The sequence below is a fragment of the Mesorhizobium sanjuanii genome (assembly GCF_002529485.1).
GTDB lineage: Bacteria > Pseudomonadota > Alphaproteobacteria > Rhizobiales > Rhizobiaceae > Mesorhizobium > Mesorhizobium sanjuanii.
This window is the reverse complement of the sequence record NZ_NWQG01000172.1, coordinates 12,940-38,749: the sequence shown is the minus strand read 5'-3', so window position 1 is coordinate 38,749 and position 25,810 is coordinate 12,940. Positions and strand designations below refer to the sequence as shown.

Genomic DNA, 25,810 nt, shown 5'->3' with positions numbered 1-25,810 from the left:
GTCCAATAAGCATACAAGATGAGAGTCGGAAACGTAAACCCCCTTTGCGAAATTTTGCGCCAATGCCACATTGCAATAAATGAAAACATTGAATTAATTAGCAAATTCGCATTCTCATGCAAACGATACAAATATGCCAGAGCCTACTTGTTAGACGAGTATATAAGCGTATAAATTGGATGCCAGCAGGGCGCCAGCCCGTACATGCCGCCAATCAGGAGGAAGAGGATGCAACAGCGACAGCTGGGATCGTCGCCGGTCAAGGTATCGGAGATCGGTCTGGGGACTTGGGGTATGTCCGGGGCCTTTTGGGGCGCGGCCGACGACGAGGAATCGATCCGGGTGATCAGGCGCGCCCTGGAGCGTGGCATCACGCTGATCGACACGGCGGAAGCCTATGGGCATGGCCACGCCGAGGAAGTCGTCGGCAAGGCGTTGGCCGGCAGCCGCGACAAGGCGGTCATTGCGACCAAGGTTGCCCCAAACCATCTCGAACCCGCGGCGATAGAGGCGGCGCTCGACGGTTCGCTGAAGCGGATGCAGACGGACTATGTCGACGTCTATTTCGTCCACTGGCCGAATTCGGATTTTCCGATCGGCCCGACTATGGAGATGATGGAGCGGTTGCGGTCGTCAGGTCGCATCAAGGCGGTCGGCGTTTCGAATTTCAGCACCGCCGACATGGACAGCGCTCGCCAGCATGGCGTCATCGACGTGCTCCAACCGCCTTACAACATGCTGTGGCGCGAGGTTGAGGCTGAGACTCTGCCCTATTGCCGCAAGCATAATATCGGCGTGATGCCCTATAGCGGTCTCGCCCAAGGCTTGCTCACGGGGCTGCTGTCGCTGGACACCAAATTCGTCGAAGGCGATGAGCGCCGCACCACCGTTCTGTTCCAGCCGGGCACCTACGAACGCGCGGTCAACGCCGTCGACACCCTCAAGCCGATTGCGGCGCGCTACGGCAAGACGGTTCCGCAGCTTGCGATCCAGTGGCTTACCAGCAGGCCTGGCGTCAGCTCGCCGCTGGTCGGCGCGCGCACGGTCAAGGAACTGGAGGAAAACGTCGAGAGCGTCGGCTGGACGATTTCAGACGCGGACATCGCGGCCATAGACAAGATCACCGCACCGGTCTGGGCGGAAATCAAGGACAAGGGCGACATGTTCGGTTTCCGCGCGCGCCAGCGTCAGGAACAGCAAGCGAAAAGCGCCTGATATCGGCCGCGTCCTCCCGGCGCGCAGCGGCGCGGCCAGCCGGATTGCTGGCTGCGCCGCTCGGGAGCATCGGCTGGCGATTTCTTATGGAGGCAGGCCAACGGCGGTGGTGATCTTCAGATGCCGGCGCATCGCCTCTTCCGCCCGTTTTGCATCGCGCGCCAGCAGCGCCTCGTAGATCGCCCTGTGCATCTCAGTCGCCGAGGGCAGGGCATGAGGCATCTGGTTGCTGATGCGTCTGCTCGCCATCTGCCACCACCGGGACGAGTACATGAAGCGGTCGAGGATCCTGTTCTGGGCAGCCCGGCAAATCTCCATGTGGAAATCCAGGTCGAGCTTCAGATAGGCGTCCGCATTGTCCTCGCTGGCGGACATCGCCGCCAGCAGAGTGCCAAGACGCTCAAGATTCTCCTTGGTCATGTGCTTGGCCGCGATGGCGGCGATGGCAGGCTCGATGATTATCCGCGTCGCGTGAGCCTCTGCCAATATCTCGCGCATCTGCTCGGGTGGCAGCCAGTCGATGAGCAATGGGCTGAGATAGTCCCATTCTTCGGCCGGACGCAGCACCACGCGCCGTCCCTGCGCGATCTCGATCATGTCGAGAGACGCCAGGATCTTCAGCGCTTCCCGCGCCACCGCGCGCGAAACCCCGAACTCCTGGAGGATCTGCTGTTCCGACGGTCCCTGGCCGCCGGTGACGCCGCTGCTGGCGATGCGACGTGCCAGCACGCCCGCCACCTGCCTGGGCAAAGTTTGAAGCTTGACCTCCATGGCATCCATCATTAACATCCACTTGTCCGATAAGCTTATAGGCTGATAGCTAGATATGCAGTCAACTTATCCCATAGTGTTCACTAGCCTATAACTCGGCCTGCGTGAAGGGAGGATCGAATGGCGGGGGTCCAACCGTCACATCCCCGGCTTCGGTCGTCCGAGATCAGGATCGATATGCTTCGCAGACGCGCGAGGCGCGTTGGAACAAAGGTGCCTAATCGCCCGGCAGGCTCGCAAGGGTCGTTCTGGGAGTAATCCAGGCAGTCTCGCTGCGGGAGGAGCAAGCCGCTGCGGATTTGCCAGAAAGGTTGGAAGTCATCGGCCGACCCTTGGAAGGGCCGACCAGTTGCAAACAAGGAGGAGATTGTGATGTCCGCAAGCCTATCGAGACGCAAATTCCTGGCGGCGAGTGCTGCCGTGACGGCCGGCTCGCTCGCCGCGCCGTGGGTCGCCAGGGCGCAGGCGAACGAGATCACCGCGCTGCTGATCACCGGCGGCCCGCTTTACCCCAAATATTGGGAGAAGATTGTCCAGGATTTCACGGCGAAGACCGGCATCAAGGTCCGCTATGACCTGCTGGAATTCACGCCGCTGACATCGAAAGTCGTCACGCTGAGCGCTGCACGATCGAGCCAATACGACGTCTACAGCACCCACACGGCGCAGATAGATTCCTATTTCAACCACTTTGCACCCCTGAACAGCTACTTCAGCGAGTCTGAATTGGCTGAGTTCTATCCCGTTGCGGTCAAGTATCTGAGCGACCCCAAGACTGGCAATCTGGCCGCCATTCCGCGCAACATGGATGCGCGTGTGCAGTACTATCGCAGCGACGTCTACCAGGAGAAAGGCCTGAAGCCGGCCGAGACCTGGGAAGACCTGGTTGACGTGGGCCTCAAACTCACCGGCAACGGCCACTATGGGCTGGTCGTGCCGGGGCAGGGTGACCCCGCCCAGCGCACCTTCAGCGATCTCCTTTGGCAAGCCGGAGGGGATTGGGTCGACCAGGCCAACAAACCGGCCTTCAATTCCGAAGCTGGGATCAAAGCCCTGACGTTCTATCGCGACCTGATCCAAAAGCACAAAATCGTGCCGCCGGATGCGGTCGGATATCAATGGAACGAAAACTCGACCGAACTCTCGTCGGGCACCGTCTATGCCAATTTCGACTGGCCGGGCGCTTTCGCAACCCTGTCCAATCCGGAAACCTCGCGCATCGTCGGTAAATGGTCGACGGCGCCCTACATCCGGGACAAGGCTGCGATCTCATGCGCCATCTCCCACGCCATGGCTCTCAATGGCCAGTCTGGACGCAAGGAACCCGCCGTCGAATTCATCAAATATACGGTCGGTCCTGAGGCGCAGCGTCTGCAGTTCGAGCAGTTCACCAACTTTCCCAGCAGCCAGGTGATCGCCAAGGAGGTGATAGCAGCCGCGAAGGGCCCGCAGGCCACATGGCTGCAGCAACTCGAGACGACGATAGCGAACGGCAAGGAGTGGCCGAAGCTGGCCGGCTTCTCGAAAGTCTGCACCTTGATGTTCTCGGCCATCGAACAGGCGCTGACTGACCAGGTCTCGCCGAGCGATTCGCTCAACCAGGCGGCGACCGAGGCTGAGGAGATCATGCGCCGGGCCGGAGCATACGACTGAGGATGCCGCCCGTCGCGCAGCACCAGGTGTCGGGGCGTCGGCGACGTTCGCCGCTGCCCTACACCTGGCAGAGAGGGTATCTTTTGGCCAGCCCGGCGCTCCTCGTCATGGTCGCCATCCTTATCTATCCGCTCGGATACTCTTTCATCATGAGTTTCTTTCGCTGGGATCTGAGCGGCTCCGCGCCGTTTGCCGGGGTGGGCAACTACACCGACGAACTCTTCGGCCGCCAGTTCAATCAGGCACTGCGAAATCAGACCATATTCAGCGTCGTTTCCATCACGATCGAAGTGGTGGCCGGAATGGCGATCGCCGTGCTCGTCAACGGCAAATTGCGCGGCATGCGGTTGGCGCGCACCTTGCTCCTGGTGCCGCCGATGATTGCGCCCGCCGTGGTGGGCCTGAATTTCCGTTGGCTGTTCAACACCCAGTACGGCCTGGTCGACGCGCTGCTGCGCATGTTCAACCTGCCCGAAATTCCATGGCTCAACCACCCGACCTGGGCGCTTGTCTCTGTGATCATCGCCGATGTCTGGCAGAACACGCCGCTGATGGTGCTGCTGTTCCTTGCCGGCCTGCAATCCTTGCCGCAGGAGCCGCTCGAGGCTGCCACGGTGGACGGCGCCACGCCATGGCAGCGCTTCTGGCACATCGTGCTGCCGCTGATGCGTCCGGTCATCATGATCGCGCTGATGCTGCGCATCATCGACACCTTCCGGACCTTCGACGTCGTATGGCTGATGACGCAGGGCGGGCCGGGCGGCGCCACCAACCTGCTTACCGTCTACTCCTACCTGCTGGCGTTTCAGGCGGTGGATTTCGGACATGCGGCGGCGGTCTCCTACATCGCCCTGGGGATGTCGCTGTTCGTGCTCGGGCTCCTCTACGGAATACCGTGGCTGATTGCGAAACGGAGAGCGATATGACCGACGCCGCAACCGTCGCCACACGCCCCAGGCCAAAGCGCCGGCGCCGCCGGTTCACGGCGGGGACCGCCGGCCAGTACCTGGCGCTCGCCCTGACCGTCGCCCTCACCGTCTTTCCGCTTGTGTGGCTGTTCCTGACCTCGATCCGCAGTTCGGCCGACATCTTCTCGGTTCCGGTGCACATCATCCCCGAGACCGCGACCCTGACGCAGTACGTCTCCGTTTTCACGGAGTACGACACGATGGACTATGTCTGGAACACCGTGATCGTCTCGGTGGCGACGGTCATTCTCGTCCATCTGCTGGCCATTCCCTGCGCCTATGCCCTGTCGCGTTTCAGGATGCCGGGCGCCATGCTGATTTTCGGGCTGCTTTTGATCATGCGCATGATCCCGGTCATCGCGCTCGCCATCCCGCTTTTCGCCGTGTTTGCCGCTTTTGGCCTGCTCGACACCATCTGGGCGCTGATCCTGAGCCATACCGCGGCCAAACTGCCCGTCGCCATCTGGCTGCTGCTGGGCTTTATCCAGGACGTGCCGAAAGAGATCGAGGAGGCCGCCCAGTCGGACGGCGCCGGCACGGTGCGCACACTGGTCCAGATCGTGGCGCCATTGATTGCGCCTGGCATTGGGGCCAGCGCGGTCATCACCTTCCTCTTCACCTGGAATGACCTGCTGCTCGCGTTGACCCTGACTTCCAGCAAGGCAGCACAGACGCTGCCAGTCGGACTTACCAATTTCGTTTCGCAGTTCGGCATCGACTGGGGAGCCATGTCGGCGGCCGGCGTCCTCATGGTCATCCCGACACTGGTGTTTGTCTGGTTCGCTCAAGGCCTGTTGGTCAAGGGTCTGACGACCGGTGCGGTTCGCGGCTGAATTGAGGGATCATGAAAAACTTGATCGACGGGAGGATGAAACGTGGAAGTAGGCCAAGCAGCGGCAATAAAGGACATTTCACGGCCACCGAGGCAACTGGTCGATGCGCTGGCAGCGATCGGTTCAGCGACCTTGGCCAGCGAGCTTTATCACAAAATGGGTATTCGCGATCCTCAGATCCGAGGGCCCCGGCCGCTAAGGCTCGGCCGCACGGCCGCCGGGCCAGCCCTTACGCTCCAATGCATGCCCAAGCGCGAAGATCTCTACAACGAGACTGAGTACGAGGAGCCAGAGCGCCAACTCCACCGGCACGTGTTGTACCCCACGCAGCCTGGCGACATGGTCGTCGTCGATGCGCGTGGTGACCTTGGCAGCGGTATCTTCGGTGAGATGATGTTGACCTTCTTCGCCGGGCGCGGCGGAGCCGGTGTGGTTGTCGACGGATGTATCCGCGATTCTGCCCAGGCGGCTGCCTTGGACATCGGCATCTGGGTGAGGGATGTTACGCCGAATTTCCATGCCCAGACAAACATAGTCCCCTTTGCCGTCAACGTTCCCATCGCCTGCTCGAACGTGCTCGTCATACCGGGAGATATCATCGTCGCCGACGATGATGGCGTGGTCGTGGTACCGGTCGCCCTTGCCCCTAAACTGGTTGAGCTCGCCAGCGAACATGTCGAGTGGGAAGAGTTTTCGCGCTCACGCCTGGCCGCGGGGGGCGACCTGCGGAAATACTATCCATTGAGCCCCGAGGGCGAGGCCGAATACCGCGCATGGCGGCATGCTCAACAAAAATGAGTCGTGCTGGACGGGAGGACGATAGGTGTCTGCAATTGAGATAGAACAGCTCGGCAAGAGCTTCGGTGCCGTGGAAGTCTTGCGCGACGTCAATATCGAAATCGCCAGCGGCGAATTCGTGGTGCTGGTCGGTCCGTCCGGCTGCGGCAAGTCAACGCTGCTGCGCATGATCGCAGGGCTGGAGGAGCAGACGACCGGCGAGATCCGCATCGGTGGCCGTGTCGTCGACGAGATGCCCGCCAAGTCGCGCGACATAGCCATGGTCTTCCAGAGCTACGCGCTCTATCCGCATATGAGCGTAGCCGACAATATGAGCTTCGCGCTTCGACTGGCGAAGGTCCCCAGGGAAGAGATCGTCTCAAGGGTGAAGGCGGCTGCCGAGATCCTTGGCCTGCAGGATCTGCTTGGCCGCATGCCGCGCCAACTGTCCGGCGGTCAGCGCCAGCGCGTTGCCATGGGCCGGGCGATCGTGCGCGATCCTGCCGCCTTCCTGTTTGACGAGCCACTTAGCAACCTCGATGCCAAGCTGCGTGTCAAGATGCGCGCCGAGATCAAGAAGCTTCACCAACGGCTGGGCCGAACGAGCATCTACGTCACTCACGACCAGACCGAGGCGATGACACTTGCCGACCGCATTGTGGTGCTGAACCGAGGCCGGGTCGAGCAGATCGGCACGCCTTCAGAGCTCTACGAGCAACCCGCCAACCTGTTCGTCGCTGGCTTCATCGGGTCTCCGGAAATGAACCTGATCAGGGGCCGAATCGACAACGGCGCATTCGTCGCCGAGCAGGGCCTGCGCTTACCCTTGCCGGAGGACGCTCGGATGGGAGACAGGGATGGAGCAGTCTACGGAATTCGTCCTCAGCACATCGCCGTTGGCGGCAACCACGCCCGGGCGAGGGTTCAGGTAGTCGAGCCGACCGGTGAAGCCCAGGAACTCACCTTAAGTGCGGGTGGCCTCGATCTCATGGTCGAGGTACGGGATCGGCCTCCCTTCAAACCTGATCAAGAGATTGGCTTGGAGATCACGGTAAATAAGGTGCACCTGTTCGATGCCCGAAACGGCACCCGGATTGTTTAGGGCCGGCGCTGACGGACGGAGCACGGCCTATCCCATGCCCCACGCTCTCACCTTTTGAATATCGCTGACACGCTCGGCACCGCTGTCGCAGACAAGCTGGGCATCAAGAAGCTGCAAGGACTTCGCCGTACCGTCGGGAGCATCCGGCCAAACACCATGAGCGGCGCCGAAAATATGAAGGAAAAACAAAGGCATAGAATGGTGCCCAGAGGCGGAATCCAAGTAGAGGAAATTTGAATTCGTTTTCAATCGCCTCGGCATGGAGCAATAGCAGCGCGGACCAACAAAAATACCAACAAAATATTTCTGTGGATTGGTTCGGTTCCCGAATAATGCCCTATCCATCCATGACACTGCATCAAGGTCGCGGTGCCGTTTCCTCCAATAGCGGGACGAGGAGAGAGCAGCAAATATCCTCCTATTATGCTGGCATGGGTCGACCACCCGGAATTGGAGAACTGCAATCAGGTAGTCGGTATCCCAGGTCGCGAGTTTTCGCTTTCCCTTGATGGATTGTTTTCCGGACATGGCTCGGATGAGGTTGAGGGCGAGGTGGCGGACCATGGCCAATGGGGCGGCCTCGGCGAAAGTTTTTGCGGTGAGATGCGAGAGGAGATGTAGCATCGCCGCTCGACCCTGACCTCGGCGCTGGTCTCGATGTGGGTCTCGACCATGTCGATGGGGCTGGGGCCTTTGAAGCGCAACTCAGGGCGCCGCGTTAGCACAACGTCTCGCACGCCACGCCGTCCCGATCCAGCTTCCGGCCCCAAGGGCAGTTGCTGAGATACCATTGGGCTTCCTCACAGGAGCCGATCTGCGAACAGGTCCGCCGTGGCTGGCACGAATAGCTCTGCGCGACCTGTTGGCGGCTGATGCCGAGCGGCTGGCTCGACGGAGCCGCGCCGTCTGCATGCTCCGTGCGCCAATCCCACGGCGACTGAAACTTGCCGACCCAAATGCCGACTTTCGACGCCTCGGCCGTCGCCTGCTTCTCTGCGTAGGTGCCGTGGCTGTAGCGGGGCCAATCCAGCGCCTGGCCGTGCTCGACCATCCAGGCGGCAACGCTAGCGCCATCGGCGCGCCGGCAGTCGCCGATATAGCGATGATAGCGGTCCCAGGTCACGAAGGTGCATTGCACCGGCTTCGAGGCTGCCAGGAAGCCGTCCAGCGCGGCGGCCGATCGCCGCCCGCAAGGATAGTCGGCCCCGTTCGCATTTTTACAAAGCTGCTGGCTCTCCGGCGCGTCGATGCCGTTGAAGCGGATGCGCTGGCCGCGGATTTCGATCGTGTCGCCGTCGATGACGGATGCCACGCCGGCAATCGTCGCCAGGCCCGCGCCGGTCCAATTCGGCAGATGGAGCTCGGGCATGTGGTCGCTGTGTTGCATGGCCGTTTGCGCAGCCAGAGCGCCAGCCGCGGCCACCGTCACCAAGATCAGGCGCCTTTGCACCACGCCAAGTGGCCTCCGGCGAGGCGATCGCATTCTACGCAGCATTGCTAGTTCGCCTCATGTCCGGTGCGGCCGCCCGGTTTCGCTTCGGCGGCACGTTCACCACAAGCCCGGCCTAGGCTGTCAACCCCATTGCGCAGATCGCATGGATGATTGCCAGAGTCCCCGCCGCCACCTTGGCGGGCACCTTGGCCTGGCGGTGTCAGCGGGATTCCGCGAAAGGCCTGGATGACTCCAGCTGTTCGCTGGCCGTCGCCCTCGATATGCGTGTTCTGACTGTTCGGGTTGAACGGGTCGACTGTCTGGGCGAGACTATTGTCGCGATTGGCGTCGCCGGCAGAGAGCGTCACGCTGTCATAGTGATTGAGATAATCCGCTGCGCAGCCGCTCAATGCCAGAACGATGCCAAGGCAGATCCCCAGGTTCCACTGCATGGCCCCTAGACCGGCGCCGGGTTTATGCCGGCGGCTCTCAGTTGCGCACCAAGCTTCGCTCGAGTCCCACACGCGGCCTTGTCGCCGGCGACGCACTTGTTATTCGCGTCTGACCAGTCCAGCAGCGCCGTATTGATCCAGCTGCCAGGTGCGCGCTGGATCCCATAGGGTGTCGGTGGCGCGCCACCAGCAACGGTTGGAGCTGCCGTGGCACCCTGGCCATGCGGGGCACGCTTCCACCCGCTTAGGATGAGGCAGTTCTTCATATACTGGTCTTCGGCAGCCAAGTTGCCGAGGGCATTGCCGATTCCGGCCCCCGCAACAAAGCCCGGGGACCCGATAGCAATATAGCCTTGGTCAACCGACCCCTTATGCATTTCGCATTGAGCATGGGCGACGTCGAAACTAGGCCCGTAGCCTATCTGCATGTAGTCGGCTTGATTGCTTGTTTGGCAGCCGCACAGCGCTGCCATGGCACCAAGTGCCACAAATGCTTTTATTTTCATCCCCCAGCCCTCCCAAGGCCGAGGCAGCATCTCCTAAAGTTGAATTTGGTGCAAGAGTGATGAACAAATCTGGTAAATTCCACCTGCTGGCAGTTCGTAGACTTCCCTATTACGACGGATATACTCCGTTATTTTATCCATCATTCCGTGGGATTGAAGATGCGAAACAGCGAATTGGCGCAACGGCTATGCAAGGGCTGGACCCCATGGGCAAAGGGTCCAGGCGATCACGATATTGAGAAAATATGGTGGGCGGCCCGCGTGTTGCTGCATTTTCCGAAGCTGAACTTCTCGACATGGTTCGACGGCTCGGAAGTCGTCGGCACCTGGCATTGGGGATTTCGTCAGAAGCGGAATGCTTTTCCCTCTGACCCGATCGAGCATCTCTTACGGGATGAGGAGCTAAGGATTCCCCCTTACGTCCGCGACATGAGCCCGCAGAGTAGAGTGAACCCCTAGCATGGGGGGTGGGGGATTTTGTCCTCCTTCGGCGATCAACACTGCAATTTCGGCGGGAGGGGCTCGATCAAAGATGCCGAGACCGAGATTGCGGCTTTTGAAGGCGTGCAGAATAGACGGGAAGGGTAGCTTCAGATCATGCGGCCGGCAGCATTCGCCATAGCGCCGATTTGATCCGCAGTTGCAAAGCTCGGCCTCCTTAAACTGGGTTAGCCGATAATAGGGATCAGCTTGGCCCAGTTCATCCAGCATCGCATACTGGCGTCCCGGCCACCGATCAAACACCACCAAATGAAGCTGGCGAAGCGCCCATACGCTATAAAGGTCCAGCAACGTGCACAAATCACTGCCTGGCGACCAAGCTTTATCGAGCATGGGGTGATAAGCGCACACCGAGCCGTCAGGGAAATTGGTATGTCGCGGGCCGATCCATTCGACCTGCCCATCTTGCTGCCAGAACGCCCATCCACGCGGTTCGACCGCTGGCGTTTCTGGTAGGGCAATAAGGAATATGGCTTCTCGCGATAAGCCATCTATCACTTGGCTGCGAGCGAGAAGCCATACTCCATGGTCATCGGGGAGGAGAGTTGCGCCGGGGTATGCCCGTTGCACATTCTCTAGCTGCCCGGCGTAGTTGCCGGCGAGGCCGACGATCCGTGATCCGGCACGGGGCGCCCGTGATCTGCCGGACGACCTTTGCCGCCGGGTGGACCTTTGCCATGATCGGGCTGCGGGTCCTCCCGCTCCTTGCTGTTGCTCATTACTTTTCTCCTGGACAGTGGGTGATGTGGGCTGTGGGTCGAGGATAACGATGCCCCCGTCCTTCACCCGCACGGGCCGGCGCGCGTCCAAACCGACGCCAATCCGATGCAACTCAGCCCGCGCATCGTCGGTCAACAACACTTTCATTTTGCTTGCCAATGTGCGAGTCTGTGTCACCAGCACAGGATGCATTCTGGAGCGAAGCGTGTCAAGGTGTGCTGATCGCACAATGGTGAACATGAACGAATTCGAAGAAAAGCTCGTCGGGGCGGTCCGCGAGAAGCGGGAACGCGAAGGTCTTAGTATAAGGGCATTATCGGGGATTGTGGGAATCAGCTTCTCCACGCTGGCCCGCATCGAGCGGGGCGACGGGTCGCCCGACAACAATTCCAAAATTAGGCTGCTCGAGTGGCTCGGCCCCGATGCCGATGAACACGAGCTTGGCTTTGATCGGGTGGCATTCGTTCACTTCCGCGCTGGCAAAAACGCGTCCTCCAAGACTGTGCAAACCCTACTGGACGCTGCCGTGTGTCTTCGTCAGCACTACACTAAGGGTGACATATCAGAACCGAGCAGCGCGCCGATAGATGCCGAAGTTATCGCCATGTCAAAGGAAGAGCTGGAGCAGACGGCCGAAGATTTCCGAAAAGATTTAGGGCTGAAGAAAAGCGACCCGCTAGATCCATTCTATTTGGTTGTTGATTCTGTTATGGTAGAGCGATTGCGGGATACCTCCTGTATTACTGGAAAGGCAAAGAACACACTTGCTGGACCGTCGCGAGGCGAGTGGTCCGCTATGAGCGTTCCCTTAAATTCCGATCAGGATAGGTGGGTTGTCTTTTTAAACGACTACCATACCGTTGAGAGACAAAGAGTGACGCTCCTTGAGGAATATTGGCATATTCTTGCCGGGCACAAGCTAACCAAGATAGCTAAGATTGCTGGCTGCTTCGGTCGAACATATGATAGCGCTGAAGAGCACGACGCGTATTTCTTGGCATCGGCAACTTTGCTTCCACGAGACCCGATCAAGCGTATGGTCTCGGGTGGCAAAAGTGCCCCCGAGATCGCGTCCTTCTTCGGGACCTCACCGGAACTTGTTGAATATCGAATAAAGCGGCTAGGGCTATGGCGAGATCATATTGGAAAGAAAGTGAGCCTCGCCAAACCCTATTGACGTTTTACAATGCGTCGTTACCCGGTTTTCCGATCATTACAGAGGAAGCTTTTCGCCCCCTGATTGGCCAGTCTTCGAATGATCGAACGTGCAACGCCACTCGGTTTTGATACAGGCGATCGCGGGACTTGAGCATGACGCGACGCCTTCGCTGATCTTGCAGATACTGCATCCGTCATTGAACTGCTGGCAGGTCGGATTTTCCCGTATTTTCTCTGCCAGTGTGCCGGCGGCATAAGACGGTGCAGCGAAAACTATCAAGACGGTCACGGCTACTAGTGATGCGCGCATAAGGGCCGTCCAGTTCCTGATATCGATTCAATTCATGATGTTGCCGGGACTGTACGGCCCACGCGTCAGGCCCGTCGACGGCGACGTTATTTATCTTGATGCACGCGCTGTATTGAGTATCGCGTTCCGTCAGTGCCGTCATGTGCTCGACCTAGTTCGGCGGGAATTTCTGGCGGGCTCCGTCGAATGCTTAGCATCTCGACAGCTTTGGCGGCTGGACCTCGTATCATGCCGCTGGGCGAGCCACTGGCCGGCTTAAACGCGACCGAAAAAGCCGAGGTCGCCGACAAGATCGAGATGCTTAGGCCGACAATGTTAATTCTACTGGTCGAGCACGACGATCCGTGATGCGTCTTTGCGACCGGGATCGATCCTCGAGAAGTGAACTGCGACACTTCCGATCCGAAGCATCTCGCGCGCTGGCGCTCGGAATGGCCCTGCCGGCCCGAGATGTGTCTCGCCTGGCAGCCGCCGCCTCAAACCATCGTTGATTTGCAGATCCTTGGCGCGCTGTCAATTTGGCGGACCATGTATCGATCAATGGAGCGGATCAGCTTGCTTCTAATGGCCGCCGTATGCTTTTCGGGCGTCGCACCTGATTTCCTTCAAAAAGAGATGCAAGAAGCGTTCGATCCGGCACTGACCCTTAAGCGGGGGGCTGGTTTGAGCCGATGCCGGACCGAACTGTCAGGGCAACGCCGGCTTTCTGGTGGGACATTGCGACCACGTCGCGGCTAAAACGTGGCGATAATGTGATACGGAATCACCGATTCCAACACGCACTTCGAAAATGTGACCTAGACGTTTGGGAAACGGCGCAGCGCAGCTGGTCGGCGGGGCCAGGGGGCCATCAGCCGCTCCGCGAGGTGGGCAAAGGTCAAGACCTTGTCGCGATTGTGAATGAAATCATGCCAGAGTCGCGGTCGGGCCCTGAGATCGTCGCGATGGCGGTCGCCACGCTACTGCGCCAGCTTCGCCAGGAGCTGATCAGGCTGATGGCCCGGGCCATCAGCCCCAGCATCGCGGCGACGCCGGGGCAGACATTCTGCCGTTCGATATCATCTACCGGAGATATGAAACTGATGGAATTCTATCATGAGCGCCGAGTTTCCTTTCGCGAATGAAAGAAAGCTCAATTGACTCTCCCGGCCCATTCCGGTCTCGTGAATCAACGTGCGGTTGCGGCGTGCAGAAGTCAGTCGACGGTCGCGATTCATGAAAGGAAACCCATGGCAAGGCATCGCACCGCTGTGCACTCGACCACTTTGCAGCGCCCCGACTTACGGCCAAGGCGTTTTTCGCGCTTGCCCGTGACCAGTCAAAATCCGCAACCAAGCGGTGGATCCGGCTTTCAACGCCGCCGACAAGGACGTGCTCGGGGCGTCCGACAACATGAAAGTGTCGTTCATCGGCGTACCCGTTCGCGTCGATGCGAACGTCGTGGGCACGCCGACCATCGACCGCATCTTGGACAACAAATCAGGTTCCCTCCTCGATTACGAGCTCCGCCTCCTCACCACAATCGCCAATCTGGTTGGGCAGACAGTGAAGCTGCATCGCATTTTTCTGGCAGCGGGAGCGTCAATCGGCAGAAACGACTTTGACTGCTGCCACGGACAGTGTTTTTCCGCGGCGCCGTGGAAGAGCGGACCGGGCAACAAGGTGCTGCAACTGGGGCCGATGATGCCAGACAGGCCGGCCACGCGGCCGACTGAGGCTGCTCCTTGGGCCGCCGCTACGGTCCCGTCCGTCCTCAGCGACCAGGCACCGCTGGCGTCTGCCAGCGCAGCCTCTTTAAGGGTGCGAGTATGTAAGATCGCGAGCGTGTCATCGCGGCCGTGGAGAGATGTGGCTCGGTGCAGGCAAAGGCGGCGCCTGCTTCGACTGACGCCGCGCCAGATTGGATACACGCTGAGGAAATACGGCATCAGATCAAGCGTTCTTGAAAGGCCGACCGAGGCAAATATCAGGGACAAATCAAGTTAGTGGTTAGGCGGAGCCTTGGCCCGATGACGAGTGGATGCGGACCTGAGCGTCGGGTCAATCCGACCCGGGAGGACAGCCCGCCCGACCTCGAGGGTCAATGTGCTGACAATGGCGGTGTGAACGCATCGTCGGTCGGCCATGTGCTCTAGACCATCAGTTCATCGCGGATTCCCTCTGCGACTGAAACGGAGAAAAACATGTCCGATGCAAAACTTCAGAGTGTGCTTTCGTCTCTTTCGCAAGTGGCGAGAAAGTTAGATGCTCTGCCATCCGATAGACCAGCGCCGGATTCAAGTTGGGTAAAACTAAACACGAATGAGAACCCGTTCCCGTTTCCAGCAATCATAATGCAAAGCGCGATTGCAGCTCTCGAACGGCAGTATCTATATCCAGAAGACGATAACATCAGCTTGAGGGAAGCAGCCGCGAATGCCTACAGCGTCTCCACGGATCAGGTGATCGCCGGCAACGGATCGTCTGAACTGCTTGGACTTGTCTACAGAGCTTTCCTTGCCCCGGGGGATAGCGTGGCGATGATGTCGCCAGGGTTTTCGTTCAACCGCAAACTTGCAACGTTGCAGGGTGCTCAATTTGTCGAAATCGAATTTAGCGAAGATCATTCCTTACCGATGGAGCAATTGCTCTGCGGTCCTGCAAAGGACGCCAAGTTCATTCTATTAGCTAACCCGAACAACCCGACCGGAACGTTCGTTCCGGTGGCCGATATCGAACGCTTGGTAGCGAAATCGGACCGCTTGATCGTGCTGGATGAGGCCTACGTCGACTTTGCACCCGAGAATGGTCTACGCCTCATCAATCGCTATTCGAACCTTCTGGTCTTAAGGACATTTTCGAAAAGCTATGCTGCCGCCGGCGTTCGCGTCGGTTTCGGTTTCGGTCACCCTGAAATTATCGGCAGGCTACGCAACATCCAGAACGTCTTCAACATGAATGTGATCGGGCAGGCGGTTGGTATCAGCGTCCTTGCGCACCGCGCCGCCTATGCCGACAACCACAGACACATCAGGCATGAACGACGGCGAGTGACGCTCGCGCTCTCGCAACTTGGATTTTCCGTAATCCCTTCCCACGCAAACTTCTTGCTTGCCCGCGTGCCAACGGGACAGGACGGCTCATGGTGGCAATCAGCCTTTGCAAGGCAAAAAATACTTGTTGCCGTCTTTCCCGATAAAGGTTTGGAAAATTACATCCGCGTCAGCATCGGTACAAAAGAGCAAATGGATGCGTTTCTTCGTGCCGCTAGTCGTATTAGTCGAATATTGAATATGTCAAGGCCCCCGCATTAGGTTGCTAAGGCTCTGCTTTAGCATTTCGCAGGCAATAATCCGAGCGATTACACAAGCGAGAAATCTTTAAATTGCTTGGAATACGCAAGCAACCGGACTTGTTGCGTCAAAAATGGAGACAATATCATGGATAAGGCCTTTCCTTCAGGCCTAGCTGTCGGCATCTTCGATCATCTGGACGAGGACGGCCCCGATATCGCCCGACAGTACGAAGATCGCCTGATGTTAGCGGAGGCGTGCGATCACCTTGGGTTCTATGCATATCATCTCGCAGAGCACCATTGTACCCCACATGGGAGAGGTCCCTCACCGAATCTGTTCTTGTCGAGCGTAGCCCAGCGAACCCGGCGCCTTCGTGTCGGCCCGTTGGTAATGCTGCTTGCCCTCTATCATCCGCTACGTGCGTTCGAAGAGATCTGTATGCTGGACCAATTGAGCGGTGGCAGGCTCGAACTTGGGATAGGGCGCGGCTCGCTCCCGATCGAATTGGGTTACTTCGGGATTGGCTCGGACGCGGCGCCAAACCACTATGCGGAAGCCAGCGAAATTCTTATCAATGCGCTGAAGGGCGGCACGCTATCGTATCAAGGTCGCCATTTTGAGTTGAACAGCGTTCCGCTGACGCTAAGAACTCATCAGCGTCCACATCCGCCGACTTGGATCGCCACCAATCGACCGGAATCGGCAGGCTGGGCCGCTGCGAATGGCATGAACATCGCGTGCGTGGGACCTTCCTCTTCCGTTCGAAGAATCACTGATGCCTTCCGCGCCGGTCGAGAGCACACCAGTGAGGCGGACGACCAAGCGCCATTTCTTGGATTGCTCCGAATGGTCGTGATTGGGCGTTCTGAAACAGATGCACGTTCACTCGCCGCACCTGCTTACGAACGGTGGCTCAAGAGCTTTAAATTCCTTTATGATCTCAATGGCATGCCGACTCCACCAAACCTGCCGCTGACCTTCGATGCAGCAATCGAGAAGGAATTGTGCGTAGTAGGAACGGCAGCATCTGCGGGACAAGCTCTTCTTGATCAGCTGGAAGCGGCAGGTGCAAACTACCTCCTTTGTCAACCGGCGTTTGGGAATCTGTCGTTAGATGCTTCCCTATATACCGCAACGGCGATTCAATCCGCAATTATGGCTCGAGTTGGCTAACCCCGGTTCGAACGTTCGCTCACCCAACAACGTGCCAAGCGGCATGCTGTCGCTAGCGACGACTAGGTGCGGGTTTCGGATGACCCATCAACCGGTTGGCACAGAGGCATGCGGCTTCCTCCTCAAAGCGGCGTGTTGTTCATAGGCGAAAGCGACCGTGTATGCCGCATTCTCACCCCTCGGATAGGGCCTTCATGTCCTAGCAGTAGACCCACGATCGCCTGCCAGACTTGATCGGAGCGTTGGATACGTTCGGCCCGATCAGCTTATCGGCCCGATGTCCTTCGATCCGGCAAGCGCATCGAAAACATATTGCTTGCCTTGGCGCACGCTCGCTTCCAGCGACGCTCCAAGAGCAAGCGAGGCGGCGACTGCGCTGGCCATCATGCAACCCGTTCCGCGCATCCCTCGCGGCAAGCGGGGCGCCTCGAACCGAACTGCAGGTTGGTTCGGCTGCAAAAGCACGTCGACGCAACGGGTTCCTTGTGCATGGCCGCCCTTGACGAGTACGGCGGTCCTCACCGTCCTAGATAGCTCTTCAGCCTGACGACAAGCCCCTTCTTCGTCCGCGGCCGGTGACGAGCCGGTAAACGCAGCCAGCTCGACCAGGTTAGGCGTTACAAGCCGGCAGATCGGCATCAGATCGTGGCGCAGCATATTAATGGCATCGTCCGCCAGCAGATTGCGTCCCGAGGTAGAGGCCAGGACCGGGTCGAGTACCACAGGCACTTGGCGGTTGACCAAAACAGCGCTGACTGCCTCAACAGCCGCCGATGTCCCAATCATGCCTATCTTGACGGCTGCGACAGCGTTGGCAGCGAACGCGGCGCGCATCTGAGCGGCGACAAGCTCCGACGGCACAAGCTTGACGTGCTCGACAGCCGAGTGCGTCTGGACTGTCACGGCGGTGATGGCAAGACAACTGCGCAGCCCGAAGGCGGAAACCGTTTCTATATCGCGGGCAATTCCAGCTCCACCGCTGGAGTCCGACCCGCCAACGACAAGCACATGCGGTTCTCGCCTCAGCGCCATCGCTCCGTTTTTTCGATCCATTCTCGTGTGCGCGCTTCGGGATCGGCATTCAGCGTGATGTCGGTGACCACTGCCGCGCTATCGGCGTCCGCCGCGAAAACACCGTTGAGCCTGTCAGGGTTGAGGCCGCCAATGGCGACCAATGGGATTGGCGCGACCCGGCGCTTCCACTCGCCGATCCGTTCGAGCCCTTGCGGCGCCCATTTCATCTTTTTCAGGATGGTGGGATAGATCGGACCGAGTGCGATGTAGTCGGGCATGGCCGCTATGGCCGTCTCCAGTTCGACATCATCATGCGTGCTCAGCCCGAGCCTGACGCCGGCTGCCCGAATCCGCGAACGGTCGGCGGTCTGCAAATCCTCCTGGCCGAGATGGACGAAGGTGCAGCCTTCCTCGATTGCCAGGCGCCAATGGTCGTTGACGATGAGCTGGCACTGATGCTCGGCGCACAAGTCCTTTGCCTTCCGGATTTCGGCGCGCAACCCGGCCTCATCCATGGTCTTGATACGCAGTTGCACCAGCCTGACGCCGAGCGGCGCCAATCGCTCGATCCAGGCGGGGCTGTCGACGATCAGGTAGAAGGGATCAAGCTTCATCAAAAAACCGCCCGGCCGAATGTCGGCGTCGATGGCACGGCGACATCGCGCGGTTCGAGCATTCCCGAACCAAAAGCTTCGCGTCCGGCTTCGACCGCCTTGCCGAATGCGCGCGCCATGCCGACGGGATCGGCCGCCTTGGCGACCGCCGTGTTCAGGAGCACGGCGTCGAATCCGAGCTCCATGACGGTTGCCGCGTGCGATGGCCGTCCGAGCCCCGCATCCACAATCAGTGGAACGTCGGGGAAATGCTTGCGCATCGCGCGCAATGCCGTGATGTTGACCGGCCCGAGGGCCGAACCAATCGGCGCGCACCAAGGCATGAGGACCTTGCAGCCCGCGTCCAGCAGCCGCTCGGCCACGACAAGGTCGTCCGTGGTATAGGGAAATACCGCAAAGTCGTCCTCGCACAGGATGCGCGCGGCTTCGACCAGGCCGAACACGTCCGGTTGCAGCGTGTCCTGATTGCCGATCACTTCGAGCTTGATCCAGCTCGTGCCGAACACTTCGCGCGCCATCTTCGCGGTCGTGACCGCCTCCTTGACGGAGTGGCAGCCGGCGGTGTTGGGCAGGATTCTCGTGCCGAGTGCGCGGATCAGCGACCAGAATTTTTCGCCTTCCCTGCCGCCTGCCATCTCACGCCGCAAGGAGACGGTCACCACCGACGCGTTCGACGCCTTGACCGCATCGGCAAGGATGGCAGGCGAAGGATATTGAGCCGTGCCGAGAAGCAGGCGTGAGGGAAGCGTCGCTCCGAAAAGCTCGAACATGCTAGCCTCCCTGCATAGGCGAGAGGATTTCGATCCGGTCGCCGTCGCTCAACTGGAACTCCGCCCGGTTGGCTTTGTGCACGAGGTCGCTGTTGACGGCGGTCGCCAGCCAGTCGCCCTCATAGTCGAGCGCGGCAAGCAGCGCCGCCAGCGTTGAGGCATCAACCTCAAGCGCTTCGCCGTTGACGATCAGGTTCATTGGCAAGCTCCATGGGTTTGTACTGACTGAAGACGAGTTCGGCCGCCTGGCGCGCCATGGCTGGGGCGAGCAGAAAGCCGTGGCGATAGAGGCCGTTGATCGCGACGGTGCTTCCGCGTGCCTCGACACGCGGCAGATTGTCGAAAAAGGTCGGGCGAACGCCGACACCAGCCTCAACGATCTCAGCCTCGCCGAATGCCGGGTGGAGCGCGCAGGCGGCGCTGAGCAACTCCATCATCGAGCGCGCCGTGACAGGTCCAGTGGACTGGCTCTCGATCATCGTCGCACCAACCATGAAACGGTGGTCGGTGCGCGGCACCACGTAGAGCGGAAAGCGCGGATGAAGCAGCCGGACCGGGCGTGACAGCGAGACATCAGGCGTGCGCAGGATCAGCATCTCGCCACGAACGCCACGCAGCCGGTCGTCGTCCGTCGCCATTCCCGTGCAGTCGATCTGGCGATCGAAACCGGAAATGTGCCGGGCATCGGCGCCGAAGCGAAATTGGACGCCCATCGCCGCGAGCCTGTCATGAAGTGCCGCCATCGTTTGGCGCGGGTCGAGATGGGCTTCGTCGGGGAAGAGCAATCCGCGGCGGAAGCGGCCAGCGAGGTCGGGCTCCAGCAACGCGATCTCATCTTCATCGAAGCCCCGATGACCCGACGTGCGGCTGGCGAACCGCTCGAGTTCGCCCGCATCGCGCGGTGCGGCCACGACCATTGTTCCGGCCCGCGTCACCTGGCCTGGCGTCGCCGCATCCCACCAGTCGGCGGCACCGCGTCCGAGATCCAGCACCGGCTGCTCGGCGCTTTCACGCTCGCACCATGGCGCCAGCATGCCGCCCGCGAACCACGACGCATTGCCGCCGAGGGCATGTCTTGTCTCGGCAACTGTCACCGCCGCGCCGTGTGTGGCGAGCTCGAAGGCGGCCGTGAGGCCAGCGACGCCGGCCCCTTTGACCAGCACTCTCATGGTCGGTCGTGCGCCTGCGGCATGAGCGGTGCGCCGGCCTCGCCCGCCGGCACATAGAGATCGCCGCCCTCGCGATATTTCGCCGCCATCGCCGCCATGCCCTCTTTCTGTGCCTCTGCGCGGATGTCGTGGGAGATGCGCATGGAGCAGAATTTCGGCCCGCACATCGAGCAGAAATGCGCCACCTTGTGCGCCTCCTTGGGCAAGGTCTGGTCGTGGAAGGACCGCGCGGTTTCGGGATCGAGCGACAGGTTGAACTGGTCCTCCCAGCGGAACTCGAAGCGCGCGCGGGAAAGGGCGTCATCCCTGACCTTCGCCGCCGGATGACCCTTCGCCAGGTCGGCGGCGTGGGCCGCGATCTTGTAGGTGATCACGCCAGTCTTGACGTCGTTGCGATCGGGAAGCCCGAGATGCTCCTTCGGCGTGACGTAGCAGAGCATGGCCGTGCCGAACCAGCCGATCATCGCAGCGCCGATACCTGAGGTGATGTGGTCGTAGCCTGGCGCGATGTCGGTCGTCAGCGGTCCAAGCGTATAGAACGGCGCCTCGCCGCAGACAGCGAGCTGCTTGTCCATGTTCTGCTTGATCTTGTGCATCGGCACGTGGCCGGGCCCCTCGATCATCACCTGGCAATCCTTTGCCCAGGCGATTTTCGTCAGCTCGCCGAGCGTTTCCAGCTCTGCAAATTGCGCGGCGTCGTTGGCATCGGCGATCGAGCCCGGACGAAGCCCGTCGCCGAGCGAAAAGGACACATCATAGGCGCGGCAGATGTCGCAGATTTCCGCGAAATGCTCGTAGAGGAAGCTTTCCCGGTGATGATGCAGGCACCATTTGGCCATGATCGAGCCGCCGCGAGAGACGATGCCCGTGACCCGGTCGACGGTCAGCGGGATGTAGTGCAGCCGCACGCCGGCGTGGATGGTGAAGTAGTCGACACCCTGTTCGGCCTGCTCGATCAGCGTGTCGCGGTACACCTCCCAGGTCAGGTCCTCGGCGATGCCGCCGACCTTTTCGAGCGCTTGATAAAGCGGCACCGTGCCGATCGGCACCGGCGCATTGCGCACGATCCAGTCGCGGATGTTGTGGATGTTGCGGCCGGTCGACAGGTCCATCACCGTGTCGGCGCCCCAGCGGATCGCCCAGACCATCTTTTCGACCTCTTCGGCCATCGACGAGGTGACGGCCGAATTGCCGATATTGGCATTGATCTTGACCAGGAAATTGCGGCCGATGATCATCGGCTCGCTCTCCGGGTGGTTGATGTTGGCGGGAATGATCGCCCGCCCGCGCGCCACCTCGTCGCGCACGAACTCCGGCGTGACGAAGTCGGGGATCGCCGCGCCGAAGGCTTCGCCGTCGCGCTCAAGCTTGCCGCGCAGGATCTCGCGGCCGAGGTTCTCGCGGATGGCGACGAACTCCATTTCAGGCGTGATGATGCCGGCGCGCGCATAGGCTAGCTGCGTGACCGCCTTGCCTGCCTTGGCCCTGAGCGGCCGATTGCGAATGGGAAATTCCGGCGTCAGGCGCTCGCCGGTAGCGAACCCATTGTCTTCCGGCTGCACATGCCGGCCGTCATAGGCCTCGACATCGCCGCGCGCCATGATCCAGTCGTGGCGAAGTCGGGCAAGGCCCTTTTCGATGCTGGTTACGACAGTCGGGTCCGTATAGGCGCCGGACGGATCGTAGACGGTGACCGGCGGCTCGCCGGCTGTCGGATGGACGGAGATTTCGCGCATCGGCACTTTGATGTGCGGATGGAGGACGCCGGACTTGTGGATCTTGCGCGAGGCGGGCAGTGGTCCCGTCGAAACAGCGGGGGTAAGGGCATTCATCGTGAGGCTCCTTTGCTCATGCATTGGAGACCCAGTTCTGTGCCGGAAGGATGAAAAGACGCTTCTGCCGACCTGCCGAAACAGGACCTCGGGCGTAAACTCCCGCAAAGCGCTTGCACCGTCCCTACGCCAGTATGAACTGGATCAGGTTCAACGGGTCACTGCGCCGCGAAAGCCAGCAGTATCTCAGCCCCTTGCCGGGACTCCCCTGGTGAATGCCTCAGGTTGAACGGGCCGGCGCTATTTTGTCAAGCGCATTCGTCCCGCAGCGGTGATCGACGACCAAACAAACCCAGCGGAAAAGCATGCTAGTATCGAGAGCAAGTGACGCCCCAGAGCAGCGGTGAAGCGCCCCCAATAAGGCGAGCCCTCATGCGGATTCGGTGCCTTTTCCAGCACGGTATTTTCGGGGCTTTCCGGAACAACGCTGCTGCCACCCAGTTGGGTGAGATTGCTATAGATGTCTGTCTTGCTCGTCGGCAATCCTTCCCCTTCGGCTAGACGCCCCGTTTGTTTCCCCAGAGCAGAACATGAAGCTGCGGCAGTACACGCGCCTCGAACCACCTGTCACGGGTCACCTTTTCAACCAGCCATTCCATGCGTTTCATCACACCGGCCATGTCGATCAACGCGCCTTCGTTGCCGGGACGGGGCGGCGTATGGTTGCCGGGCTGCAGATAGACGGGTAATTGCGGGTAGCGCGCCGCGGCGTCCTTGGCATAGGCATAGTCATCATCGTCGAAGACAACGAGCTTGAGCGCCATCCGCGGCTTATCCTGCGCCGCCTCTACGCAAGTGTCGAATGCGGCCCAATCCGTCGTCATTTCGCTTGAGGGCGGCTTGGGGCTGAGCACCAGCACGTCGAGATCAGCGAACCATTGCTTAGGCACCGAGCCTTGGGTTTCCAATGCAAAGCGGTAGCCCTCACCATGCCCGCGGTCGATCAGCCCGCCCAGCGGCTGGATGGCCGGATTGCCGCCCGACAGCGACACCATCAGGGGCTGACCGCCGGAAAGCGCAATGACCTTTTGCCAGACCGCGTCGGTTGACATCATCTCCCAATCACGGCGGAAGCGACGGTCCACCGCATGCAGGCTGTCGCACCAGGAACAGCGATAATCGCACCCGCCGGTTCTTACGAACACCGTCGGCAAGCCGATCAGCATGCCTTCGCCCTGAATGGTCGGCCCAAAAATCTCGCTCACGCGGATTCCGGGCTGCATTGCGTTAGTCATGGCCGGTATTCCGCCCAGGTTTTCGGCGTCTCGCTCACCCGCACGGCGGAGGTTTGTGGTAGCCGCACCTTGCACCAGTCGTAGAAGTGCCTAGCCAGACATTCCGCTGTCACACGGTCATGCCCCAGCACGTCGTTAAGATGCCGATGGTCGAACGTCCCATCGATGTAGTGCTTGAGCGCCGCCAAGTCTTGGTAGTCGCGCACAAAGCCATGTTCGTTCAGTTCGCCACCTGAAAGCTCCACTACGACGATGTAGTTGTGGCCGTGCAGACGTGCGCACTGATGATCTGGTGGCAAGGAGGTGAGCTGATGCGAGGCCGAGAAGTGGAACTCTTTGGTAATGCGGAACATCACGCGCTCCTTGTCTGGATAGCGTGGAGCCAGAAGTCTGCGTCCTCATAATCTGTCGGGTCGGTGATGCCAGCCAAATCGAATGCTTCGCGCCGTTCGACGCATGTCCCGCAGCGACCGCAATGACGTGCACCGCCCTTGTAGCAGGACCACGTCGCCTCGAACGGTGTGGCGTACTTTGCCCCCTCGGTGACGATGTCGGCCTTCGACATATTCACATACGGAGCGTACAGGCGGATATCGGCGTAGCCTGCGAGCGCATGGTTCTGCATCGTCTGAAAGGCGTCGATAAAAGCGGGCCGGCAATCGGGATAGATGAAATGATCTCCGCCGTGGACGGCAGTGGCCACCGCATCGGCCTTCTGCGCGGCGGCAACCCCGAAGGCGATGGCCAGCATGATGGCGTTCCTATTCGGCACCACCGTGATCCTCATGGAGTCTTCGGCATAGTGCCCGTCGGGCACGTCCACATTATCAGTCAGCGCCGAGCCGCTCAGGTTCCGGCCAACATAGCGGATATCGACGATCTGGTGCGGAACACCCAGCCGCTTGGCGCAGATGGCGGCAAAGCCGAGTTCCTTTTTGTGCCTCTGGCCGTAATCGAACGAAAGCAGGCCAATGAGTTTCTGCTCGGTCGCCACCTTGTGAGCGAGCGAAACAGAGTCCAATCCGCCGGAGCAGATGACGAGGGCATTCATGGTTTGAGTCCTTGTTTTGACCGGGTAAGGCTGCGACCGGAGATTTCTCTGCGTTCCCACTACTCCACGGAGCCGGTTTTGTGAATGGGGTGGACGCGATTGAGCGCACGTACCTTGTTGTCAGCGTCCCCAGGATGACTTTGCACGCGACTTGTCGCGCATCTCCCACCGCTGGGGGGTGAGGCCGGCACTGCGTATATAGGCGTACAGACGATGCAGAAATCACTGCCGTGGCGCAGCAGCATTCCTGACACACCTTCGGCTTGTCCAGTTTGCCCCAGAACATGACGTCCCGAGTTTCGGCGACAACGCAAGGGTCGACCGGCAGTCCCAGTGAAAGGCTTCTGCCGCGTGCTTTGCCGTTTTCTGGTTTGCGCATAGATCGCCTCGAGCCGCCCGCGCTTCGTCATTGGTCAGAGCGGGGAATTCCTTTCCGAGGGCGCGGCTCGATAGGGGCCACCATTCTGGTTAAGGAAACGGAAGAGCAGATCGATCAGCCGCTCGGGCGTGTCGATAAAGGCATTCACCTGTTGCCGGAATTGATCGTAGCGCTGCAGAAAAGCTGTTTCGTCAGGAAGGCACCGTTCGATCGTCCGCCGAACGCAGGCATAAAGAAACTCGGCGTGCGGGTTGCATCGAAGTATCGGTAGAAATCCCCGGTGTCATTCAGCACGCGGACGTTGAATTGCGGCGTCAGTTCCCATTCGACCAATGGCAGAAGGCGCTTCGAATAGCTCTCCAGCATACGCCTGTACTCGTCGATCTGGTCCAGGATCGCGGCCGATACGGGAACACCACTCCCGGCGATTGAAGCGGTGCATGGCAAGGACGTGGTGGATCAGGTAATGCGGCCGTTTCCGTCCTCGAACGGATGGATGTAGACAAAGCCGAAGGCGAAGATTGCGGCGGCGACGACTGCATCAAGGTTTTGCGCTGGGCCTTGATCGAACGCAATTCCAGAACAACTTTCCTAGACCGAAAGCGTCGCAAGGAAAGACATTGTCGGCGCTGATCGTCGCCCCAGCTGATCCAAGCATCGGTTCCTGCTTCTTGGGTCTAGCGCCCTAGGCGACGCCATGGTCGGCGAGCGCTCTGGCTGACCTTAATCCAAATACCTAAGAATCACACGGTTCCATTGCGCTGATCGAGACGGCCTTCTAGCCCTATCCATGCCATGGATGCATTCCATCCAAACAACCAAGTTTACGGATCTGTCATGATGCTGCATAGCGAAATACCGGCAGGCACCGATCGATCACTCCACTGCCTTGATCATTAG

General features: G+C 60.0%; 29 protein-coding genes, 1 pseudogene and 1 riboswitch. Of the genes and pseudogenes, 12 read left to right on the top strand and 18 right to left on the bottom strand.

The window, feature by feature from the left end:
* Positions 1-228: 228 nt before the first annotated feature.
* Positions 229-1,215 carry an aldo/keto reductase gene (locus tag CN311_RS23410; RefSeq protein WP_165779808.1) on the top strand — a complete coding sequence of 329 codons (987 nt, stop codon included), beginning with the start codon at positions 229-231 and terminating at the stop codon, positions 1,213-1,215.
* A gap of 84 nt (positions 1,216-1,299) precedes the next feature.
* Here the strand turns inward: CN311_RS23410 and CN311_RS23405 are convergent, their stop codons facing one another.
* A complete protein-coding gene (locus CN311_RS23405; RefSeq protein ID WP_245437190.1) occupies positions 1,300-2,004 on the bottom strand; it encodes a FadR/GntR family transcriptional regulator in 705 nt (234 codons plus the stop codon).
* Positions 2,005-2,358: 354 nt separating this feature from the next.
* Between CN311_RS23405 and CN311_RS23400 the strand changes: the two genes are divergently transcribed.
* From CN311_RS23400 to CN311_RS23380, 5 genes are read left to right on the top strand one after another with little or no spacing between them, the layout of a single operon-like run.
* Entirely contained in the window at positions 2,359-3,639 is a 1,281-nt protein-coding gene (locus tag CN311_RS23400; protein WP_097576051.1) for an extracellular solute-binding protein, read from the top strand.
* Between the two features lie 2 nt (positions 3,640-3,641).
* Positions 3,642-4,565: a carbohydrate ABC transporter permease gene (locus CN311_RS23395; protein ID WP_097576050.1), complete on the top strand. Its 924-nt coding sequence runs from the start codon at positions 3,642-3,644 to the stop codon at positions 4,563-4,565.
* Positions 4,562-5,440, top strand: coding sequence for a carbohydrate ABC transporter permease (locus CN311_RS23390; protein WP_097576049.1), 879 nt, complete (start codon positions 4,562-4,564; stop codon positions 5,438-5,440). Before CN311_RS23395 ends, CN311_RS23390 begins: the two co-directional genes overlap by 4 nt.
* 42 nt (positions 5,441-5,482) lie before the next feature.
* On the top strand, positions 5,483-6,238 hold the full coding sequence (locus CN311_RS23385; protein ID WP_245440917.1) for an RraA family protein: 756 nt from the start codon (positions 5,483-5,485) through the stop codon (positions 6,236-6,238).
* 25 nt (positions 6,239-6,263) lie between these two features.
* Positions 6,264-7,319: an ABC transporter ATP-binding protein gene (locus CN311_RS23380; protein ID WP_097576048.1), complete on the top strand. Its 1,056-nt coding sequence runs from the start codon at positions 6,264-6,266 to the stop codon at positions 7,317-7,319.
* A gap of 27 nt (positions 7,320-7,346) precedes the next feature.
* Here CN311_RS23380 and CN311_RS23375 read toward each other — a convergent pair whose 3' ends face one another.
* The 4 genes from CN311_RS23375 to CN311_RS23360 form a co-directional block, all read right to left on the bottom strand.
* Positions 7,347-7,943 carry a hypothetical protein gene (locus CN311_RS23375; RefSeq protein ID WP_097576047.1) on the bottom strand — a complete coding sequence of 199 codons (597 nt, stop codon included), beginning with the start codon at positions 7,941-7,943 and terminating at the stop codon, positions 7,347-7,349.
* A gap of 94 nt (positions 7,944-8,037) precedes the next feature.
* Positions 8,038-8,748: a thermonuclease family protein gene (locus CN311_RS23370; RefSeq protein ID WP_245440919.1), complete on the bottom strand. Its 711-nt coding sequence runs from the start codon at positions 8,746-8,748 to the stop codon at positions 8,038-8,040.
* Positions 8,749-8,816: 68 nt separating this feature from the next.
* Positions 8,817-9,203 (bottom strand): hypothetical protein, encoded by a 387-nt coding sequence (locus tag CN311_RS23365; RefSeq protein WP_081709675.1) that lies wholly within the window; start codon positions 9,201-9,203, stop codon positions 8,817-8,819.
* A 5-nt stretch (positions 9,204-9,208) separates the two neighbouring features.
* Complete coding sequence (locus tag CN311_RS23360) at positions 9,209-9,709, bottom strand: hypothetical protein (protein WP_133117246.1); 501 nt, start codon at positions 9,707-9,709, stop codon at positions 9,209-9,211.
* A 159-nt stretch (positions 9,710-9,868) separates the two neighbouring features.
* Between CN311_RS23360 and CN311_RS33060 the strand changes: the two genes are divergently transcribed.
* Positions 9,869-10,168: a hypothetical protein gene (locus tag CN311_RS33060; protein WP_133117245.1), complete on the top strand. Its 300-nt coding sequence runs from the start codon at positions 9,869-9,871 to the stop codon at positions 10,166-10,168.
* Positions 10,169-10,785: 617 nt separating this feature from the next.
* Here the strand turns inward: CN311_RS33060 and CN311_RS33055 are convergent.
* The gene (locus tag CN311_RS33055) at positions 10,786-10,929 is read right to left on the bottom strand and encodes a hypothetical protein (RefSeq protein ID WP_208866567.1); all 144 of its coding nucleotides are present in this window, start codon (positions 10,927-10,929) and stop codon (positions 10,786-10,788) included.
* A gap of 239 nt (positions 10,930-11,168) precedes the next feature.
* Between CN311_RS33055 and CN311_RS23355 the strand changes: the two genes are divergently transcribed.
* Positions 11,169-12,107, top strand: a complete 939-nt coding sequence (locus CN311_RS23355) for an XRE family transcriptional regulator (RefSeq protein WP_165779807.1) — start codon at positions 11,169-11,171, stop codon at positions 12,105-12,107.
* A 175-nt stretch (positions 12,108-12,282) separates the two neighbouring features.
* Here CN311_RS23355 and CN311_RS33050 read toward each other — a convergent pair whose 3' ends face one another.
* Entirely contained in the window at positions 12,283-12,540 is a 258-nt protein-coding gene (locus CN311_RS33050; protein ID WP_208866566.1) for a hypothetical protein, read from the bottom strand.
* A 724-nt stretch (positions 12,541-13,264) separates the two neighbouring features.
* On the opposite strand from CN311_RS33050, the gene CN311_RS23350 reads away from it, so the two are divergent.
* The 4 genes and pseudogenes from CN311_RS23350 (at position 13,265) to CN311_RS23335 (ending at position 16,846) form a co-directional block, all read left to right on the top strand.
* Positions 13,265-13,522, top strand: a complete 258-nt coding sequence (locus CN311_RS23350) for a hypothetical protein (RefSeq protein WP_027055517.1) — start codon at positions 13,265-13,267, stop codon at positions 13,520-13,522.
* A gap of 190 nt (positions 13,523-13,712) precedes the next feature.
* Positions 13,713-13,964 (top strand): annotated as a pseudogene (locus CN311_RS33890) (GAF domain-containing protein); the annotation flags it as partial.
* Between the two features lie 617 nt (positions 13,965-14,581).
* Positions 14,582-15,691 (top strand): histidinol-phosphate transaminase, encoded by a 1,110-nt coding sequence (gene hisC / locus CN311_RS23340; protein WP_027055519.1) that lies wholly within the window; start codon positions 14,582-14,584, stop codon positions 15,689-15,691.
* Between the two features lie 126 nt (positions 15,692-15,817).
* Positions 15,818-16,846 carry an LLM class flavin-dependent oxidoreductase gene (locus CN311_RS23335; protein ID WP_027033131.1) on the top strand — a complete coding sequence of 343 codons (1,029 nt, stop codon included), beginning with the start codon at positions 15,818-15,820 and terminating at the stop codon, positions 16,844-16,846.
* 261 nt (positions 16,847-17,107) lie between these two features.
* On the opposite strand, the gene CN311_RS23330 is transcribed toward CN311_RS23335, so the two are convergent.
* The 11 genes from CN311_RS23330 to CN311_RS33510 form a co-directional block, all read right to left on the bottom strand.
* Positions 17,108-17,878 carry a hydroxymethylpyrimidine/phosphomethylpyrimidine kinase gene (locus CN311_RS23330; protein ID WP_027055520.1) on the bottom strand — a complete coding sequence of 257 codons (771 nt, stop codon included), beginning with the start codon at positions 17,876-17,878 and terminating at the stop codon, positions 17,108-17,110.
* The gene (locus CN311_RS23325) at positions 17,869-18,474 is read right to left on the bottom strand and encodes a thiamine phosphate synthase (RefSeq protein WP_097576043.1); all 606 of its coding nucleotides are present in this window, start codon (positions 18,472-18,474) and stop codon (positions 17,869-17,871) included. Before CN311_RS23325 ends, CN311_RS23330 begins: the two co-directional genes overlap by 10 nt.
* The gene (locus tag CN311_RS23320) at positions 18,474-19,244 is read right to left on the bottom strand and encodes a thiazole synthase (protein WP_097576042.1); all 771 of its coding nucleotides are present in this window, start codon (positions 19,242-19,244) and stop codon (positions 18,474-18,476) included. Before CN311_RS23320 ends, CN311_RS23325 begins: the two co-directional genes overlap by 1 nt.
* A 1-nt stretch (position 19,245) precedes the next feature.
* On the bottom strand, positions 19,246-19,443 hold the full coding sequence (gene thiS / locus CN311_RS23315; protein WP_097576041.1) for a sulfur carrier protein ThiS: 198 nt from the start codon (positions 19,441-19,443) through the stop codon (positions 19,246-19,248).
* Positions 19,412-20,413: a glycine oxidase ThiO gene (thiO, locus tag CN311_RS23310; protein ID WP_097576040.1), complete on the bottom strand. Its 1,002-nt coding sequence runs from the start codon at positions 20,411-20,413 to the stop codon at positions 19,412-19,414. Before thiO ends, thiS begins: the two co-directional genes overlap by 32 nt.
* Positions 20,410-22,245 (bottom strand): phosphomethylpyrimidine synthase ThiC, encoded by a 1,836-nt coding sequence (gene thiC / locus CN311_RS23305; RefSeq protein ID WP_097576039.1) that lies wholly within the window; start codon positions 22,243-22,245, stop codon positions 20,410-20,412. Before thiC ends, thiO begins: the two co-directional genes overlap by 4 nt.
* 103 nt (positions 22,246-22,348) lie before the next feature.
* A riboswitch (TPP riboswitch) is annotated at positions 22,349-22,465 on the bottom strand.
* A gap of 277 nt (positions 22,466-22,742) precedes the next feature.
* Positions 22,743-23,480, bottom strand: coding sequence for a 7-carboxy-7-deazaguanine synthase QueE (queE, locus tag CN311_RS23300; protein ID WP_097576038.1), 738 nt, complete (start codon positions 23,478-23,480; stop codon positions 22,743-22,745).
* The gene (queD, locus tag CN311_RS23295) at positions 23,477-23,833 is read right to left on the bottom strand and encodes a 6-carboxytetrahydropterin synthase QueD (RefSeq protein ID WP_097576037.1); all 357 of its coding nucleotides are present in this window, start codon (positions 23,831-23,833) and stop codon (positions 23,477-23,479) included. Before queD ends, queE begins: the two co-directional genes overlap by 4 nt.
* Positions 23,833-24,531 carry a 7-cyano-7-deazaguanine synthase QueC gene (gene queC, locus CN311_RS23290; protein ID WP_097576036.1) on the bottom strand — a complete coding sequence of 233 codons (699 nt, stop codon included), beginning with the start codon at positions 24,529-24,531 and terminating at the stop codon, positions 23,833-23,835. Before queC ends, queD begins: the two co-directional genes overlap by 1 nt.
* A gap of 523 nt (positions 24,532-25,054) precedes the next feature.
* On the bottom strand, positions 25,055-25,276 hold the full coding sequence (locus tag CN311_RS33515; protein ID WP_245440916.1) for a hypothetical protein: 222 nt from the start codon (positions 25,274-25,276) through the stop codon (positions 25,055-25,057).
* Positions 25,277-25,369: 93 nt separating this feature from the next.
* Positions 25,370-25,432 carry a Fic family protein gene (locus tag CN311_RS33510; RefSeq protein ID WP_245440918.1) on the bottom strand — a complete coding sequence of 21 codons (63 nt, stop codon included), beginning with the start codon at positions 25,430-25,432 and terminating at the stop codon, positions 25,370-25,372.
* Between the last annotated feature and the right edge of the window lie 378 nt (positions 25,433-25,810).